Here is a 16,503-nt window from a genome sequence, read left to right as displayed (position 1 = left end):
TCCGGCAGAAGAAAGTACCTTATTGGGTCATATTGAGGATGGTGCGGATGTTCGAGGCGCTGGTGGCGATAATATCGATAGCACCGGTGCGCAACGCGCCCAATATCGCCAGCGCTTTGGTGTTTTCTGAAGCAATGGCGATAACGCAGGGAATGTTGCGCAGCTCTTCGATGCTGACGCCTATCACCCTGTCGTGCATCACGGTATCGATGTGCTGCCCCTGCGCGTTAAAAAAGTCGTAGCCGGCAATATCGCCAATGACGCCTTGGTTAAGGCTGGCATCAACAATTTCCTGCGGCGTGAACCAGCCCAGTTTTACCATGTAGCTGTTTTCATTCATGTCGCCAATGCCCACCAGCGCAATATCCGCCTTGCGGGCGCGATCCAGCGTTTCCTTGATGGTGCCGTTCTGCATAAACGCCTGTTTGAGCGCGCGGTTTTCCACGTAGGCCGGGGCGTAAAGCGTTTCACTGCTGCCGCCAAATTTCTTCGCCAGACGACGACTGATATGATCGGCGTTGATCGCATCGCCGGGACGGTGCGTACCGCCAATCCCGCAGATAAACTTACAGTGGCGCTCAGTGATGTTTCCTACGTGATCTGCGACGCCGGACACGTTGCGCCCTTGCCCGACCGCAACCACCGTACCATCTTTTAGCGTCACCGCCAGATGGTTGGAAACCAATGCCGCCACCTGACGCCGTTGTTCTTCTTCATCGGGGTGATCGAGCGCGATCAGCGCGCGTTTGATGGGAAAACGTTCCAGCAGTTGCTGCTCCAACCGGGTGCTGAACACCGGGTGATAGCGAACGTTGATCTCGACAATACCCTCTTCTTTAGCACGCTTCAGCAAACGCCCTACTTTGATGCGCGAAATGCCGAATTTCTTCGCGATCTCCTCCTGGGTAATCTCGTCCTGGTAATACGCCACGGCGATTTCCGTCAGTAGTTCGTTATCCTGAGATCCTGATTGTTTTTCCATTCGGTAATATTTTCCTTACGCAAAGGGTAAGCGTGCCTGGGCAGACGCGGCCCTGTCGGCAAAAGCCGATCATCATTAACAATTGTTGCACGCCGCAAGTCAGGGCTCAACTCCGGCAACCAATCTCCTGATGATAGTCGCGTCATTGCCTAAAAACAGTGATGCCGCAAACCCGCGTAAACGGGCTTGCGGCAGTTCCGCATCATTTATGCGCGACAGGCATTAGCGCTCAATGGCATCAATCTTCAGCATTCTGGCGATCACCAGATCGAGCTCCTTCTGATCGAAGATCTTTTTCCAGTCCGGCTTGATAATGTTTTCTTTGCCGTACTCGATGGCGATCATGCAAGCATCCGAGAACGGGTTGGTGCTGCGGAACGCCACCGCCAGCGCGATTTGAATGTGGCCATAGAGCATCGCTTCCGCCGCCGCTTTCGGCACGCCGATAGTATTGACGGTTTCATCCAGCGCTTCTTTCATTAGCGTGCCCACCATACAGGCCACGGTTTCAACCAGCGTCGGTTCCAGATAGGCCAACTGTTTGACCGTCACCCAGTGCACGTCAATCACCGGGCCATACATGACTTTCACCACCTCGGCCAACACGGCTTTCTGCCGATCGCTGCCTGCTTCATAGGAAGCGGCAACGTGCTGAGGTGCAGCCACGCCGCCAAACGCATCGGCATGTTCTTCAGGCGTGAAACGGTCGAGGAAGACCGAAGGGTGACAGGGGTGTGCGACCGCGTAATCGATATCATCGCGTTTGGCGATCAGATTGGCGTAAGCCGCAGCCGGGTCGAGCGTTAACAGAATCGCGCCGCGTTTCATTTGCGGCACCACCTGCGCGGAAACCACTTTAAGTGCAATATCAGGGACCGCAAGGATCACCACGTCACTGTCAGGAATAACCAGTTCAGCCACCGCCAGCTCACGCCCTGCGGCAATCACCTGCTCCTGCGCGCGCGGCGAATTCTCACAGTAAAACACCTGATAGGCGCTTTTCTGGAAATTGGCAGAGATACGCATGCCCATTTTGCCACCAGCGCCCAGTACCGTAATCGTTTTTAATTCTGTTGTCATGATGGTTACTCCTCGGATTTGGAATGCATTTTCGTTCAATAAAAAAGGTTATCGCTGCCCCGCCTGCGGATTGCGGGCAAAAAGAAAGTTCAGGCTTTGTGTGGTCCAGGCTTCTTCCTGACGGCAGGTCTCTTCCGGCGAGGATTGCCACGGCAGCCAGTGCTCAACCACCTGATTGATATGTCGCTCATTAGGACGAACCGCTTTTTGCAGGTGATCGTAGTCGAGCAGCCCGGTGCCGAGCTGGCTACCGGAATAAGTAAACCCAACCCAGCCATTCTGGCGCGCAAAGGCAAAATCCTTGATGTGCAGGTTCACCACGCGCCGCGCCGTCATGTCGATAACGTCACACGGATGCTCCAACGCGGCCACGCAGTTGCCCGGATCGAGACAAATGCCCAACGCCGGGCTATCGATAGCATCAACCACCTCCAGCAGGGTGCGGGTTTTTACCTGCTCGTAAGTTTCCAGCCCGAACTGAACGCCCTGCTGTTCTGCCTGCGGCACAATGATCCGCAGCAGTTCGCGCGCTTCATCCGGTGTGGGTTGATGCGTCACGCTGTTAAACATGGTGCGAATAAAACGGACATCCAGAGCCTGAGCCAGTGTCAAGTAACGCGTTAAATGCGCTGTCTCCAGCCCACGCGTTCCGAGCTCCAGTTGAATGGATAAATCCTCGGCACGCTGACGCAGCTTTTCCAACTCAGCGGATGACAGTGTTTCCACCGGCGTGTAATCACAAATCTGAAACACCGTCGCGCCCGATTCTGCCGTGTGATCCAGCATCGCCTCCAGCCCCATCGGGTCAGGAACGCGGGAGGACATGCGCCAGAAAAAAGCGTAAGTGCTTAAACCAATAGCCACGGTAATTTCTCCTTTCTGCGTATTTTTACTGCTGTGGGCACAGCGCCAGCGCTTCATCCATAATGGCGTTGAACGCCGCAGGATCGTGGGCGAAACGCCCTAAAAACAGGCCATCAACCGCAGGTCCAAGCTGACTCAGTAGCCCTGGTCCGGCGCTGCCGCCGTAAATTACTCTGCCGTCGCGCACGCCTGTCGCGCTAAATAACTGCTGTTTCAACGCCTCACAGACCAGGCTGATAGCTTCGGTGGGTGCGGGTTCTGCACTGCCAATCGCCCATTGAGGCTCATAAGCGACAACAATATGCCCCGTTAACTGCTGTTGCTGCGCGCGGTTGAGCGCGCTGGTGAGCTGTGCCTGACAAATCGCTATCGCCTGCTGCACGCTGCCGCGCTGCTCTTCGCCAACACAGAGCACGGGAGTGAGCCCGTTACGCCAGGCGGCTGCTGTTTTAAGGGCAATATGCTCATCGGTTTCACCAAAATAGCGACGCCGTTCCGCATGCCCGACTTCTACATAGCGGCACCCCATTTCGTGCAACAGCGTGCCGCTGACTTCCCCGGTGAAGGCGCCGTTATCCGCCCAGTGCAGGTCTTGCGCTCCGACATCAACGGCAGAATCAGCAAAAAGAGAGACCGCAGGGGCCAACGCAGGAAAGGTTGGCAACACAAACAATCTGACCTGTGCCACCGACGCCAGCGGATGGCGCAGCACAATAGCGTGGATGCGCTGGCACCAGTCCACGGTTTGCTGGTAGCCGAAATACATTTTCAGGCTGACACCCAGCGTGATAACGCGTTCGTGACTCCCCGATTGGCTCATTGTGCTTGTGTCTCCTGTACCGCAGCGTGCTCGGCATGGCCCTGATTCAGCACGGCGGCAACCGCATTCAGAATCATTGCCAGCGAAATCGCGCCCGCATCCGGTGTACCCAGACTTTTTTCTGCCAAAGGACGCGCACGACCAATTTTTGGACGCAGTTGCGCAGTGGCATCCGCCGCCTGTTGTGCCACCTGCGCGGCTTTCAACCAGGCTTGTGGCAACGCTTCCCCGGCGTTGACACGTTGCGTCAACGCATCACTGAAAGGCAGAAGGGCATCAACCAGCGTTTTGTCACCCGCTTTCGCCTTACCAAAATGCATAATGCCTTCTGCTGCCTGACGAATGCCGAGAGCAACGCGAGCGCCATCCGGTTTTGCGCTGTCGCCCAGCGCAGTGCCCAGCGCATTAAGCGCTACGCCCCAAATGGCGCCTGATGTTCCCCCCGCCCGATCGGCCCAGGCATCCGCGGCACGCTGTAATAAGGTACCAGCGCCCGCCTGCCTCTCCAGCATGCTGGCGGCAGTTTCCGCCGCCGCCTCCACGCCGCGTTCCATGCCGATACCGTGATCGCCATCGCCCGCCACGGCATCAATGCGGCCCAGTTCATCGACATTTGCCACAACAACATCACGCGCCGCCACCAAAGCAGCGGCAACACACTGCGCTGCCTCACGCGATGCCGGGGTTGCTTCAGGAATGCTGTCCTGCTCGACGTTAAATTCGCACTCCTCGCGGGGTTCTGCGACCGTCATGCTGCCTTTACGAAATGCGGGCGTATTGGCCGGTGCACGCCAGAAGCGCTCCAGCTCTTCATCCAGCCAGAACAGGGTGAGAGAAAGTCCAGCCATATCAAAGCTGGTCACCAGTTCTCCCACCTCCGGTTCAACGATGGTGAGTCCTTGCGCCGTCAGCTGTTGGGCAACGCGGCGATAGACCACAAACAGTTCTTCATATTTCACACCACCCAGCCCATTGAGCACCACGCTGAGGCGCTGCCCGGACAGTGCGCTCACCGCCTGCGGCACCTCTTTTAACAGCGCATCGACCAACAGTTCGGCCAGCTCATCCGCACTGGAAATCGGTGCATCGTGGATACCCGGTTCGCCGTGGATCCCCATCCCGACACCCATCATGCCTTCCGGCACGGTAAACAAAGGGTGATCGGCACCGGGTAAGGTGCAGCCAGAAAAAGCAACACCGAAAGAGCGTGTGCGCTGGTTGGCACGCTCAGCCACCGCCAGTACCGCCGCCAGATCGTATCCCGCTTCCGCCGCAGCTGCCGCCGCCTTGAACACCGCCAGATCGCCCGCCACACCGCGACGTTTTTGCCACTCCTCCGGCGGTGCGCTGGAGATATCATCGGTCACCGCCAGCAGCTCGCACGGGATCCCTTCGGCATTCAGCCGTGCTTTCGCCTGACCAAAGTGGAGCACATCTCCCGCGTAGTTGCCGAATGTCAGCAGCACACCGCCGCCGTTATGCGCCGCACGCGCCACGGAGCAGATTTGCTGCGCAGACGGCGAAGCAAACAGGTTGCCCATCGCCGCACCGTGTGCCAAACCTTGCCCAACCAACCCGGCAAACGCCGGGTAGTGTCCAGAACCGCCGCCGACCACGATGGCGACACTGCCTTCAGGGCTGCGGGTACTTCTGACCACGCCACCCGGCACCTGACGCACCTTGTCGCTGTGCGCCGCAACAAAACCTTCCGTTAATTCACGTGCAAAATCAGACGGCTGGTTAAACAAATAGGTCATATCAGTGCTCCTGTGTGGCTGATGCGGCTTGGGATTCCTGCCCGGAACGACTCAATAACACCATCAAGATTGCGGAGAGCAGCATCAGGCCACCGACAATCAACATCGGAAGAACGTAGGTGCCGGTAACCCCTCGCACCGCCCCGGTGATATACCCCGCAGAGAACCCGGCAACGTTACCGATGGTATTGATCAGGGCAATCGCCGCCGCCGCAGAGGCCCCAGTCAGGAACTGCGTAGGCAACGTCCAGAAGTTAGGTAACGCAGAGAAAATGGAACAGGCGGTCACGGTAATCACGGCGATGGTGGCAGCCGGTGATTCCATGTACAGCGCCAGCGGAATGCTGATGGCACCAGTCAACGCCGGAATGGCAATGTGCCAGGTGCGGCAGCCACGACGGGTCGCGTCACGTGACCAGAAGTGCATCACAATGGCGGCGGGCAGATACGGTATCGCGGTAATCAACCCTTTTTCCAACACGTTAAAGGTGGTGCCAAACTGCTGTTGGAACCCGCTGATAATGGTCGGCAGGAAGAACGCCAGTGCATACAGACCATAAATAAAGCCGAAGTAGATCAGGCACAGTACCCACACGCGCTTGTTGAACAGGACAGTGCGCACGCTGGGGTGTTTGCTGTGTTGTTTGGCGGCATGCTCGCTTTCAAGCTCACCCACCAACCAGCGTTTCTCTTCATCATTGAGCCACTTCGCATCCTGCGGGCGATCGACCAGGTAGAACCAGGTGATAATCCCGACCACAATCGCCGGAATCGATACCCCGAGGAACATCACGCGCCAGCCCGACAAACCAAACAGGCCATGCTGTTCAATCAGCCACGCCGCCAGCGGTGCGCCGATCACGGTGGTCATCGGCTGTGCCAGATAAAACAGCGCCAGAATCTTGCTGCGGTAACGCGCTGGCACCCATAAGCTGAGGAACAAAATGGCCCCGGGGAAGAAGCCCGCCTCGGCAATTCCCAGCAGGAAGCGCAGGATATACAGCTCTTGCACACTGCTTACCCAGGTAAACAGCAGCGACACAATCCCCCAGGAAACCATGATGCGCGCCAGCCACTTGCGCGCGCCAAAACGGTGTAGTGCCAGGTTGCTAGGCACTTCCAACAGAATGTAACCAATAAAGAAAATGCCGGAAGCGAGCCCAAACTGCGCGACGGTCAGCGCGAGATCGGTATTCATACCGTTCGGGCCGGCAAAAGAAATGGCAGTGCGATCGAGGAAGTTAATAAAGAACATCAATCCAACGAACGGCACCAGACGCAAGGAGATCTTGCGGATGGCGGACTGCTCTGCGGAGGATGGCGTTGCAGCTTTCTGTTGCGCCGCTTGTGTAGCCGATATCTTGCTCATACTGCCCCCCTGCCGTTCGCGATGAAGTGCCTGGTGTGACCTTTGTGTTCTATCGTCGTTGTTATCGTTTGCGTATCGGTCTGAGACATTGTTATGCCCTCTAAAGAGTCAAATCAATAATACACACAGTGAACATATGAACGATATGATCGCGCCGATTCTTTGCCTACCACTCTGTTTAAAAATTGTGAGCATGATCCAAATATGTGTACAAAAGGTAAAATAACGCTCAAAAAGCGTGATTAGTGACCTTAATCACCTTTTAAAGAAGATCACGAAGACTTGCGAACACAAAACAAATAATCACCAGTTGAACATTTGAAACGGTCAGTATATGTTAGCCATGAAACGCCGGATCTGGCGCTATGTTGACCTTTAGTCAGGCAGGAGATGGGTATGCACGCAATTGCGATTGGCGCAGACAGCGCCGCGATCGATTTGAAAAACATCATTAGTGAATTTTTACAACAGCAGGGGTTGCAGGTTACCGATTACAGCTACGATCCCAGTGGAGAAAATCCGATCTACCCCGATGTTGCACACACCGTCGCTGTCTCCATCAAAGAAGGAAAACACGAGCGCGGGATCCTGATCTGCGGCACCGGTATCGGCATGAGTATTGTCGCGAACAAGGTCACGGGGATTCGGGCAGCCCAATGCCATGACACCTATTCTGCACAGCGCGCCAGAAAAAGTAATAATGCGCAAATTATCTCGCTGGGCGCACGGGTTATCGGGCCTGAGCTGGCAAAAGAGATCGTCGCAGCCTGGCTGGCGTCTGAATTTGAAGGCGGGGGATCGGCGCCCAAAGTGGATCGCATCGGCTACTACGAGCAGCAGGAAAACGGGCGGTGATATGATGAATCAACTCGATGCTCTAAAGCAGTTTACCGTTGTTGTCGCGGACAGCGGTGATATTGATGCGATTCGTCAGTTTGCGCCCGAAGATGCGACCACCAACCCCTCGCTGATTTTGAAAGCGGCCACGCTGCCGCAATATAGCCCGCTATTTGAAGAGGCTATTACCTATGCCCGCCAACAGGGGGGCAACAGCGCTACCCAGTTGATCAACGCGGGCGACCGCCTGGCGGTCAATATCGGTGCCGAGATCCTCAAATCGGTGCCGGGACGCATCTCCACCGAGGTGGATGCTCGTCTGTCATTCGATCGCGGCATGTGTGTCGCCAAGGCGCGCAAGCTGATTGGTCTGTATGAAGAGAAAGACATTCCGCGCTCGCGCATATTGATCAAACTGGCTTCCACCTGGGAAGGCATCCGCGCGGCGGAAGCGCTGGAACGCGAAGGGATCAACTGCAACCTGACGCTGCTGTTTTCCTTTGCCCAAGCGCGCGCCTGTGCCGAAGCGGGCGTGTTTCTTATCTCGCCGTTTGTTGGCCGTATCTACGACTGGTATCAAGCCAAACAGCCTGCGGAACACTATCAGGCCGAGCAGGATCCCGGCGTGCTTTCAGTGCAAAAGATATACGACTATTACAAGCGTCATCGCTATAACACGGTGATCATGGGAGCCAGCTTCCGTAAAGTGGAACAAATTCTGGCGCTGGCAGGCTGCGATCGCCTGACCATCTCACCGTCACTGCTCGATCAGTTGAAAAACAGCAATGCACCGGTAACGCGCCAGCTCACGCCGTCGGTGGAAGCGCTGCACCGCCCTTCTCCGCTGAGCGAAGCCGAGTTCCGCTGGGAGCATTGTCAGGATGCCATGGCGGTGGACAAGCTGGCGGAAGGCATTCGCCTGTTCGCTATCGATCAGGAAAAACTGGAAGCGATGCTTGCCGCGCAACTGTGATTTGGAGAGCCCACTATGTCGTTGTCTGATACGCCACACGCTCGTCGCCAACTGTCCAACGCTATCCGCGCACTCAGCATGGACGGCGTGCAAAAAGCCAAATCCGGTCACCCGGGCGCACCCATGGGTATGGCAGATATCGCCGAAGTCCTGTGGCGCGATTACCTTAATCACAACCCGGCTAACCCGCACTGGGCCAACCGCGACCGTTTTGTGCTCTCCAACGGTCACGCTTCCATGCTCATCTACAGCCTGCTGCACCTCACCGGCTACAACCTGCCGATTGAAGAGCTCAAGAACTTCCGCCAGTTGCATTCCAAAACCCCGGGTCACCCGGAGTACGGCTACACTGACGGCGTGGAAACCACCACTGGCCCGCTCGGGCAGGGCATCGCCAACGCGGTCGGCATGGCGCTGGCAGAGCGCACGCTGGCGGCGCAGTTCAACCGCCCGGGTCACGATATCGTTGACCACTTCACCTACGCCTTTATGGGTGATGGCTGCATGATGGAAGGCATCTCCCACGAGGTGTGCTCGCTGGCCGGGACCCTGAAGCTGGGCAAGCTGGTGGCATTCTATGATGACAACGGCATCTCGATTGACGGTCACGTGGAAGGCTGGTTCACCGATGACACCGCAGCACGCTTCGAAGCCTACGGCTGGCACGTGGTGCGTGGCGTCGACGGTCATGACGCCGATGCCATCACCCGCGCTATCGAACAGGCGCGCGCCGTGACGGACAAACCGTCGCTGCTGATGTGCAAAACCGTGATTGGTTTCGGTTCACCGAACAAGGCCGGTACTCACGATTCCCACGGTGCACCGCTGGGCGACGCCGAAGTGGCCGCTTCACGTGAACAGCTGGGCTGGAAATACCCGCCGTTTGAAATTCCGGCCGATATCTATACTGCCTGGGATGCCAAAGCCGCGGGTGCGCAAAAAGAGAGCGCCTGGAGCGAGGCGTTTGCCGCCTATGCCAAAGCCTATCCGGAACTGGCTGCCGAATTCAAACGCCGTACCGTCGGTGACCTGCCGGCCAACTGGCAGGCCGATGCCCAGAAATTCATTGACGATTTGCAGGCCAACCCGGCGAAAATTGCCAGCCGCAAAGCCTCACAGAACGCGCTGGAAGCCTACGGCAAGCTGCTGCCGGAATTCCTCGGCGGCTCTGCCGACCTGGCACCGAGCAACCTGACCATCTGGTCCGGCTCGGTCTCACTGGATAAAGACCCGGCGGGCAACTACATCCACTACGGGGTGCGTGAGTTCGGCATGACCGCCATCGCCAACGGTCTGGCGCTGTACGGCGGCTTCCTGCCGTATACCGCGACCTTCCTGATGTTTGTGGAGTACGCCCGTAACGCGGTGCGCATGGCCGCGCTGATGAAAATCCGCAGCATCTACGTTTACACCCATGACTCCATCGGTCTGGGTGAAGACGGCCCGACGCACCAGCCGGTAGAGCAAATGGCGAGCCTGCGCGTGACGCCAAACATGAGCACCTGGCGTCCGGCGGATCAGGTAGAAACCGCGGTGGCATGGAAATACGCCATCGAACGCAAGGATGGCCCAACGGCGCTGATCCTGTCGCGTCAAAACCTGGCGCAGCAGACACGCACCGCGCAGCAACTGGCGAACGTGGCGAAAGGCGCTTACGTGTTGAAAGACAGTGACGGCCAGCCGGACCTGATCCTGATTGCCACCGGCTCAGAAGTGGAGCTGGCGGTTGCAGCCTACGACGTGCTGAGCGCGCAGGGCCACAAGGTACGCGTGGTCTCCATGCCGTCTACCGATGCGTTCGACAAGCAGGATGCGGCCTACCGTGAAGCAGTGCTGCCGAAAGCAGTGAGCGCCCGCGTGGCGATTGAAGCGGGCATCGCAGACTACTGGTACAAGTATGTCGGCCTGAACGGCGCGATTGTGGGCATGACCCGCTTCGGCGAATCGGCTCCGGCGGAAAAACTGTTCGAGGTGTTTGGCTTTACGGTGGATAACGTAGTGGATGTGGCGAGTTCGCTGTTACGCCAAGGCTGACTTCAACAATCGGGGCGCCTCAGAAACGCCCCTTCCTCTTTTTACGCTGCACACCATCCCTGTAGCTGCGCATAGTGCAGCAGCATGATGGTTTTCCCATCGCAGATACGCCCGTCGTTGATCATCGCCAGCGCGTCAGTAAACGGCAGTTCGATAACCTCAATATCTTCATCTTCCACGCCGCCTCCGCGCGCCAGACGTTGGGAATCTTGGTATTCTGCAGCAAAAAAATGCACCTTTTCTGTGACACTACCGGGCGACATGTAGGCTTCAAACAGTTTTTCAACCTGCTCGATCAGGTAGCCAGTCTCTTCCATCACTTCTTTACGGATGCATTCTTCCGGCGATAACGCATCCAGCAGGCCAGCACAGGTTTCCAACAGCATGCCGCTCTCGTTGCCGTTGAGGTAAGTTGGCATACGAAATTGGCGCGTCAGCACTACCGTCTTGTTATCGCGGTTATAAAGCAGAATGGTGGCACCATCGCCTTTGTCATAAACTTCGCGCCGCTGTCGCACCACCCCGCCGCGTTTACGTTGCAGATCGAACGTGTAGTTGTGCAGCACATACCAGTTATCGGACAGCAGTTTCTTTTCAATGAGCTTTATGGGAGACGACATCACAACACTCCATCACGCGCGAAAACCACGCGGCTGACTTAACGAAACTCCTGATACAGATGTTCACCGCGAAAACCGATACGACGCGATAACGTCAGCGCCGCCGTTGAGATCAGCGAACCCAGCTCAGCAATACGCTCAGGGTTATCTTTTACTTTGGAAAACAAGCTGGCAATACTCAGCGCCGCTTGCACTTTACCCCGTGCGTTATAAATAGGTGCTGCGACACAAAACACTTCCGCGTTATGTTCACGATCGTCAATCACGTAGCCGCGCTGGCGTGCTTCGTTCAGCACGCCGAAAAAACGCGCTTCATCCGTCACGGTGAAGGGGGTAATCGGCTGCAAACCGCCGGTTTTATCGAGAATGGCTTTGATCTGTTCATCCGGCATGGTCGCCAGCAGCGCCTTGCCAAGGCCGGTACAATAAAGCGGGTTATTGGAACCAATGCGCGCAGAGGTACGCACTGATGCAGCACTCTCCACTTTATCCAGATACACCAACATGCCGTCGTTCTCCATCGCCAGGAACGAGGTTTCCTGCGCGCTGGCAGCCAACTCTTCCAGCACCGAGCGTGCGGCTTCGTGAAACGGCGTTTGATCGAGATAAACCGCACCGGTCTGGAACAGTTTAAGCCCCAGACGGAAAGATTTGACACGGGGATTGGCGATTTCAAGGTAGCCTTTATCCACCAGCGTATAAATAATATCGAAGGTGGTGCTTTTCGGTATGCCTAACTGAGTACTGATTTCCGTTATGGTTAACTCATCCCGTGTCCCTGCCACCAATTCCAGCATATCCAGCGCTCTGGCCACCGAGCGATTGATTTTTTCCACGCCATCCATCCCCATGCATTCGCTTGCGCGGGATTATACAAGATAACCATAGCGGTAAGAAAAAATAAAAGTACCGATAAGGGCAACCCGCGTTGATAGTGCAGCAGGCAGCCGTTATCGGAAGATGATAGTCAATCAGAGAGGGTAACAAACGTCGTCTGGCTTTTTATTTTCGTGGAAACGCGTAATAAAAGTCTGTGCCAGCTCGGTTAACTGTTGCCACGCCTGCTCGGCCACTAACGTTTTATTGATCAGTTCGCTGCCCACCCCAACGGCAAATGCGCCCGCTTGCGCAAAGTCTGCGACATTATTCAGCGTCACGCCACCAACAGGAATGATTGAGAGATTGTTAAGCGGTCCCTGCAACTCTTTCAGATAGTTGACGCCCAGGCCGTTGGCAGGGAACAGCTTCAACAAATCGACGCCCATGCGGCACGCCTGCAATATTTCCGACGGCGTGGCGACGGCCGGGATCATCAGCTTCTGCTTTTCATGCACCATGCTGACCACCTGTGGATTAAAATCCGGTGCCAGCACAAAAGTAGCGCCCGCATCCATCACCAACTGCGCCATCACCGGATTGATCACGGTGCCCGCACCGATCCACATTTTGTCGCCCAATTCCGTCGAGAGCGCTTCAATACTGCGCAGATAACCTGACGTGTTGCAGGTCACTTCCAACACGCGCACGCCGCCATCGTAGAGCGCGCGTGCCACGGGGATCACCTCCTCGGGTTTTGTCCCTCTGACAATCGCGATAATGCCCGTTTCTTCTATGGCGTGAATCACTCGGTGCTTAATCATTGATAACCTCATAACCCTTTAATTAACTATTAAATCGACTGCAACAAACGGCGAAAAAGGCGGCGCGAGGCCGCCTTCACTGCGATCATGCGTTAGCGACGATCGGTTTTCTGACGATGAACCAGTAGCACAGGGCGGCACAGCCAGCGATAATGCCGCCGCTGACGAACGCCATGGTGTAAGAACCGGTGGCATCGGCGATCATGCCGGTCACCAACGGTGAGAGTGAACCGGCGAAGTAACCGCCGAAATTCTGGATACTGCCCACGGAAGCCACCATGGATGCCGGAGCGACATCACCCGGTAATGCCCAGCCGGTTGCAGAAAGTGCCGAGAGCAGCGCCATAGCAATCACCAACAGGGCCAGCGTACCGGTCAGGCTGGTGGCGAACGGAATAGCCACGACTGCAACGCCTGCCAGCAGCGCGGAGATACTGATGGTGACGCGTTTAGCAACCAGTGAATCACTGAAAATTTCCCTGTCCATCAACCATTTGGAAAGATACCCGCCACCAATGGCCCCGACGATACCGCCGAAGTAAGGGATACTGGCGTAGATGCCCAACGCTTTGAGTTCGATGTTCTGGGTTTTCATCAAATAGAGCGGCAGGAAGGTGGTGAAAATGTTCATCATCCACACATAGCAGAACCAGCCCAGAATCATGCCCCACACGCATTTGTACTTGAACAACCCGCCCCAGCTAATGGTGACTTCGCTGTTGCCCAGTTTCTCGGCGGTACCGCCGCCACCTTCTTTAATGTAATCAAGTTCTTCTTTGCTCAGCGTCGGATGTTTTTCCGGCTGATGGTAAGCGAAGATGAAAAACACCAGGAAGATCAGACCAATACCACCGGCGATAAAGAACAGGGCACGCCAGCCGAACGGTACAATGATGGCAACCAGAATCGGAGGAGCGATGGCCGGGCCCCATTTGGATGCCGCATCCCAGAAGCCCGTTGCCAGCGCACGTTCCTTTTTCGGGAACCAGGAGGCGGTAATTTTCGCCGCACCCGGCCAGCATGGCGCTTCGGTGATACCCAAAATACCGCGCGCAAACAGTAGCGTCGTCAGGTTGCTACAGGCACCGGTCAGCATGGTGGCACCGCTCCACAGGCCGATGGCCCAGCTGTAAACTTTCTTCGGCCCAAATTTATCGACCAGCCAGCCGGAAGGCAGCTGGCACATGGCGTAAATCAGCGCAAACACCGATCCCATCAAGCCAATATCGGTATTGGTCAAATGCAGATCTTTCATCATGTCGGGTGCGGCAATGGATAATGCCGCGCGGTCGAGATAATTGATAACGCCGCCAATTAATAACAAGAAAACGACAAACCACCGTTTCTTGCCGATTTTTTTACTCGCGGCGTCGGTATTAACCAGAGTACTCATCGTGATATTCCTATAATAATACCTGTAGGGTAAGAGGTAATGACATTCTTCTGCCTGCTAACAGGCGGAATGTTCGTTAAATAATTTTCCTGACCCGGGCAATTTCCAATGCACCTAAGCCAGACAGCGAGGGCTGATTATCATCAATCACCACCACATCACCGGTAAAAAAGGCATCATCCTTAATTAATATTTCAAAGGCGTTCTTTAATATTTTCTTGCCGCAAATCACTAATGTGGCATCCGGGGAGATATTCAGCGCTTTGCTGTTTTTGATCGCGAGAATATCCGTTTGTAATACCGCACCGAGCAAATAGTTCGCCTTTTGGTTATCACTCAGTGAAGCGAACATATCGAGAATGCGTACCGAGAAGCAGCTGCGTGCCAGACCGACGGCGGCACAATCATGCGCACCTTGCAGCAGATACTGCGCTTCTACTTCATTGGCGAACTGGTGTTTTAGCGAGCTGGCCAGAATGGTGCGCTGAGTAATCACGTCCAGTAACTCACCGGCAATGGTGGTTACGCAGCCTTCAATGCGATTATCCGCATCGACTTTAATGAATTTGGAGTGGGAACCCGGTTGGATAATCAGCGCCGGGCCGCGAATGTCCAGCGCGGCAATGGCCCCAATGGTTTCCACTTCCTCTCCGCGCATCACATCCATTTTTTCGACGTTTTCCGGCGCAACCGCGCCATCGTTGTTACGGATGCCGGGAACAAACCAAATCGGCTGATCGCTCACCTCGGGAATGACCTGTTGCACCATGCCCGCCGCCAATTCGTTAATGCCAGCGGGTGCCACAACGTGTGGGATCTCACACAGGCCAACATTGGAGGTGATCATGCCGGCAGACAGGTAGGTCACTTTAGCGTCCGGCGGTAACGCTGCCTGTGCCAGCGCGGCCTGAACCGCAGCCTGCACGCCCCGCGTCAGGGTTTCTTTACTGCCGGTGATGGCCGTGTCACGCACGCCAACTGCCTGGCTGGCTTCAGCAATAATGCGATTGTCCTGCCAGACAAAAACGCGAGTATTGGTGGTGCCGGTATCGATGGTAACGGAATACATGTTTCTCTCCTGCCTCAGCCCTGTTGCCCCAGTTCAACGCGAGCGGCGATATAGCCCGCCCCTTCCACCACCAGCCGGTCAATCTCGTCCCGCGCGGTGATAAGCGTCGCCGGGCGCGTCAGACCGAGCACGTTTTTCATCATGTGCTGGTAGATATGGCAGCGCTGCGCGTTGCCGACAAAAATCACCTCACCGTTCAGGTCAAACCCTTGCTGCTGGGCATCGGCAAACAGTTTCATGTCATCAGCCGCTATCGCCGCTTCGCAGAACAGCTTGCGCTCCGCCGGTTGGGTATCCAGTGAGAATTGAATAAAACGGGTCAGCAGGATGGTGCGCAACAGCCCGCTCTGCTGGACGCTGCGGTATGCTGCATCGGCAATCTGCTCAGAAAAGCAGTCAGGTTGGGGCTCAGCGCTTTTAACGCTGGAGCCGATAAAAGTTTCTTTCAGGACAGCGGCATACACCTGACCGCTCAGCGACGTCATGCTGCCAGCCAGTCTTCCTTGCGCATCAATGTGAATCAGCTTGGTGGTCGATCCCAATTCAATGATGGTGCACGGCAACGCGGGCTGATGGCGGCTCAGCACACCAATCGCCTGCGTTTCTTCACCACGCATTAAATCCAGCGATGCGATCCCTTCCCATCCCCCCTTGCCTGGCGCATTTTTAATACCGGGAATGAACACCACTGGAATATCAACCGGGAAAATGGCCGGGTCGCGATATTGGCGGGCAAAGGTGGCAAGATCGTCGATATTGACCGGTGCAGTCAGGTGCGGGATCTCCACCAGCCCCAGGTTAGAGGTGATCATCCCTGAAGCGATGGCAAAGCGCACATCGTTGAGCGTCAGGCTTTCCTGCGCCAGCAACTGTTGGAAACCGGCCGCAATGCCCTCTTTCAAGGCCGTATTGTTACCGGTCGCTGCCGTGCTGTTTACCCCGACGGGAATTTCATTTTTACTGATTACCGCCTGATCGTTGATCAGATAAAGGCGGGTATTGGTAGAACCACAATCAATAACCACAAACATAATCGTTAGCCTCTTATTTTCATAACATTTATAA

15 protein-coding genes are annotated in these 16,503 nt (G+C 55.9%); 3 read left to right on the top strand and 12 right to left on the bottom strand.

The window, feature by feature from the left end:
• Window positions 1-19: 19 nt before the first annotated feature.
• The 6 genes from J5069_RS12765 to J5069_RS12740 all read right to left on the bottom strand — a co-directional run bounded on the left by J5069_RS12765 (window position 20) and on the right by J5069_RS12740 (window position 6,872).
• Complete coding sequence (locus J5069_RS12765; RefSeq protein WP_264644231.1) at window positions 20-982, bottom strand: sugar-binding transcriptional regulator; 963 nt, start codon at window positions 980-982, stop codon at window positions 20-22.
• Window positions 983-1,204: 222 nt separating this feature from the next.
• Window positions 1,205-2,062, bottom strand: a complete 858-nt coding sequence (locus J5069_RS12760) for a phosphogluconate dehydrogenase C-terminal domain-containing protein (RefSeq protein ID WP_264644230.1) — start codon at window positions 2,060-2,062, stop codon at window positions 1,205-1,207.
• 48 nt (window positions 2,063-2,110) lie between these two features.
• Window positions 2,111-2,926 carry a sugar phosphate isomerase/epimerase family protein gene (locus J5069_RS12755; protein WP_264644229.1) on the bottom strand — a complete coding sequence of 272 codons (816 nt, stop codon included), beginning with the start codon at window positions 2,924-2,926 and terminating at the stop codon, window positions 2,111-2,113.
• Between the two features lie 25 nt (window positions 2,927-2,951).
• Window positions 2,952-3,746, bottom strand: coding sequence for a triose-phosphate isomerase family protein (locus J5069_RS12750; protein WP_264644228.1), 795 nt, complete (start codon window positions 3,744-3,746; stop codon window positions 2,952-2,954).
• Window positions 3,743-5,503 (bottom strand): dihydroxyacetone kinase family protein, encoded by a 1,761-nt coding sequence (locus J5069_RS12745; RefSeq protein WP_264644227.1) that lies wholly within the window; start codon window positions 5,501-5,503, stop codon window positions 3,743-3,745. Before J5069_RS12745 ends, J5069_RS12750 begins: the two co-directional genes overlap by 4 nt.
• Window position 5,504: 1 nt before the next feature.
• Entirely contained in the window at window positions 5,505-6,872 is a 1,368-nt protein-coding gene (locus tag J5069_RS12740; protein ID WP_264644226.1) for an MFS transporter, read from the bottom strand.
• A 396-nt stretch (window positions 6,873-7,268) separates the two neighbouring features.
• On the opposite strand from J5069_RS12740, the gene rpiB reads away from it, so the two are divergent.
• Genes rpiB through tkt form a run of 3 tightly spaced genes read left to right on the top strand, consistent with a single transcriptional unit; the run spans window position 7,269 to window position 10,716 of the window.
• Entirely contained in the window at window positions 7,269-7,727 is a 459-nt protein-coding gene (gene rpiB / locus J5069_RS12735) for a ribose 5-phosphate isomerase B (RefSeq protein ID WP_222159674.1), read from the top strand.
• 4 nt (window positions 7,728-7,731) lie between these two features.
• Window positions 7,732-8,682, top strand: coding sequence for a transaldolase (tal, locus tag J5069_RS12730; RefSeq protein ID WP_264644377.1), 951 nt, complete (start codon window positions 7,732-7,734; stop codon window positions 8,680-8,682).
• A gap of 15 nt (window positions 8,683-8,697) precedes the next feature.
• Window positions 8,698-10,716, top strand: coding sequence for a transketolase (tkt, locus tag J5069_RS12725; protein WP_264644225.1), 2,019 nt, complete (start codon window positions 8,698-8,700; stop codon window positions 10,714-10,716).
• A 41-nt stretch (window positions 10,717-10,757) separates the two neighbouring features.
• Here tkt and nudK read toward each other — a convergent pair whose 3' ends face one another.
• The 6 genes from nudK to J5069_RS12695 form a co-directional block, all read right to left on the bottom strand.
• On the bottom strand, window positions 10,758-11,336 hold the full coding sequence (gene nudK / locus J5069_RS12720) for a GDP-mannose pyrophosphatase NudK (protein ID WP_264644224.1): 579 nt from the start codon (window positions 11,334-11,336) through the stop codon (window positions 10,758-10,760).
• Between the two features lie 38 nt (window positions 11,337-11,374).
• On the bottom strand, window positions 11,375-12,172 hold the full coding sequence (locus tag J5069_RS12715; protein ID WP_264644223.1) for an IclR family transcriptional regulator: 798 nt from the start codon (window positions 12,170-12,172) through the stop codon (window positions 11,375-11,377).
• A 135-nt stretch (window positions 12,173-12,307) separates the two neighbouring features.
• Window positions 12,308-12,976, bottom strand: coding sequence for a bifunctional 4-hydroxy-2-oxoglutarate aldolase/2-dehydro-3-deoxy-phosphogluconate aldolase (locus tag J5069_RS12710; RefSeq protein WP_264644222.1), 669 nt, complete (start codon window positions 12,974-12,976; stop codon window positions 12,308-12,310).
• Between the two features lie 85 nt (window positions 12,977-13,061).
• Window positions 13,062-14,369 (bottom strand): MFS transporter, encoded by a 1,308-nt coding sequence (locus tag J5069_RS12705; RefSeq protein WP_264644221.1) that lies wholly within the window; start codon window positions 14,367-14,369, stop codon window positions 13,062-13,064.
• A gap of 76 nt (window positions 14,370-14,445) precedes the next feature.
• On the bottom strand, window positions 14,446-15,438 hold the full coding sequence (locus J5069_RS12700) for a 2-dehydro-3-deoxygalactonokinase (RefSeq protein WP_264644220.1): 993 nt from the start codon (window positions 15,436-15,438) through the stop codon (window positions 14,446-14,448).
• 14 nt (window positions 15,439-15,452) lie between these two features.
• Window positions 15,453-16,469, bottom strand: coding sequence for a 2-dehydro-3-deoxygalactonokinase (locus J5069_RS12695; RefSeq protein ID WP_264644219.1), 1,017 nt, complete (start codon window positions 16,467-16,469; stop codon window positions 15,453-15,455).
• Window positions 16,470-16,503 lie beyond the last annotated feature (34 nt).

It is taken from the genome of Candidatus Symbiopectobacterium sp. NZEC127, assembly GCF_025962675.1.
In the GTDB taxonomy this organism is placed as follows: Bacteria; Pseudomonadota; Gammaproteobacteria; order Enterobacterales; family Enterobacteriaceae; genus Symbiopectobacterium.
This window is presented reverse-complemented; position numbering and strand designations above follow the sequence as displayed.

Coding starts and splice junctions, on each gene's coding strand:
- J5069_RS12740 (WP_264644226.1), bottom strand. CDS start 6,872: ATGAGCAAGATATCGGCTACACAAGCGGCGCAACAGAAAGCTGCAACG.
- J5069_RS12695 (WP_264644219.1), bottom strand. CDS start 16,469: ATGTTTGTGGTTATTGATTGTGGTTCTACCAATACCCGCCTTTATCTG.
- J5069_RS12745 (WP_264644227.1), bottom strand. CDS start 5,503: ATGACCTATTTGTTTAACCAGCCGTCTGATTTTGCACGTGAATTAACG.
- tkt (WP_264644225.1), top strand. CDS start 8,698: ATGTCGTTGTCTGATACGCCACACGCTCGTCGCCAACTGTCCAACGCT.
- J5069_RS12700 (WP_264644220.1), bottom strand. CDS start 15,438: ATGTATTCCGTTACCATCGATACCGGCACCACCAATACTCGCGTTTTT.
- nudK (WP_264644224.1), bottom strand. CDS start 11,336: ATGTCGTCTCCCATAAAGCTCATTGAAAAGAAACTGCTGTCCGATAAC.
- J5069_RS12760 (WP_264644230.1), bottom strand. CDS start 2,062: ATGACAACAGAATTAAAAACGATTACGGTACTGGGCGCTGGTGGCAAA.
- tal (WP_264644377.1), top strand. CDS start 7,732: ATGAATCAACTCGATGCTCTAAAGCAGTTTACCGTTGTTGTCGCGGAC.
- J5069_RS12750 (WP_264644228.1), bottom strand. CDS start 3,746: ATGAGCCAATCGGGGAGTCACGAACGCGTTATCACGCTGGGTGTCAGC.
- J5069_RS12710 (WP_264644222.1), bottom strand. CDS start 12,976: ATGATTAAGCACCGAGTGATTCACGCCATAGAAGAAACGGGCATTATC.
- J5069_RS12765 (WP_264644231.1), bottom strand. CDS start 982: ATGGAAAAACAATCAGGATCTCAGGATAACGAACTACTGACGGAAATC.
- J5069_RS12705 (WP_264644221.1), bottom strand. CDS start 14,369: ATGAGTACTCTGGTTAATACCGACGCCGCGAGTAAAAAAATCGGCAAG.
- rpiB (WP_222159674.1), top strand. CDS start 7,269: ATGCACGCAATTGCGATTGGCGCAGACAGCGCCGCGATCGATTTGAAA.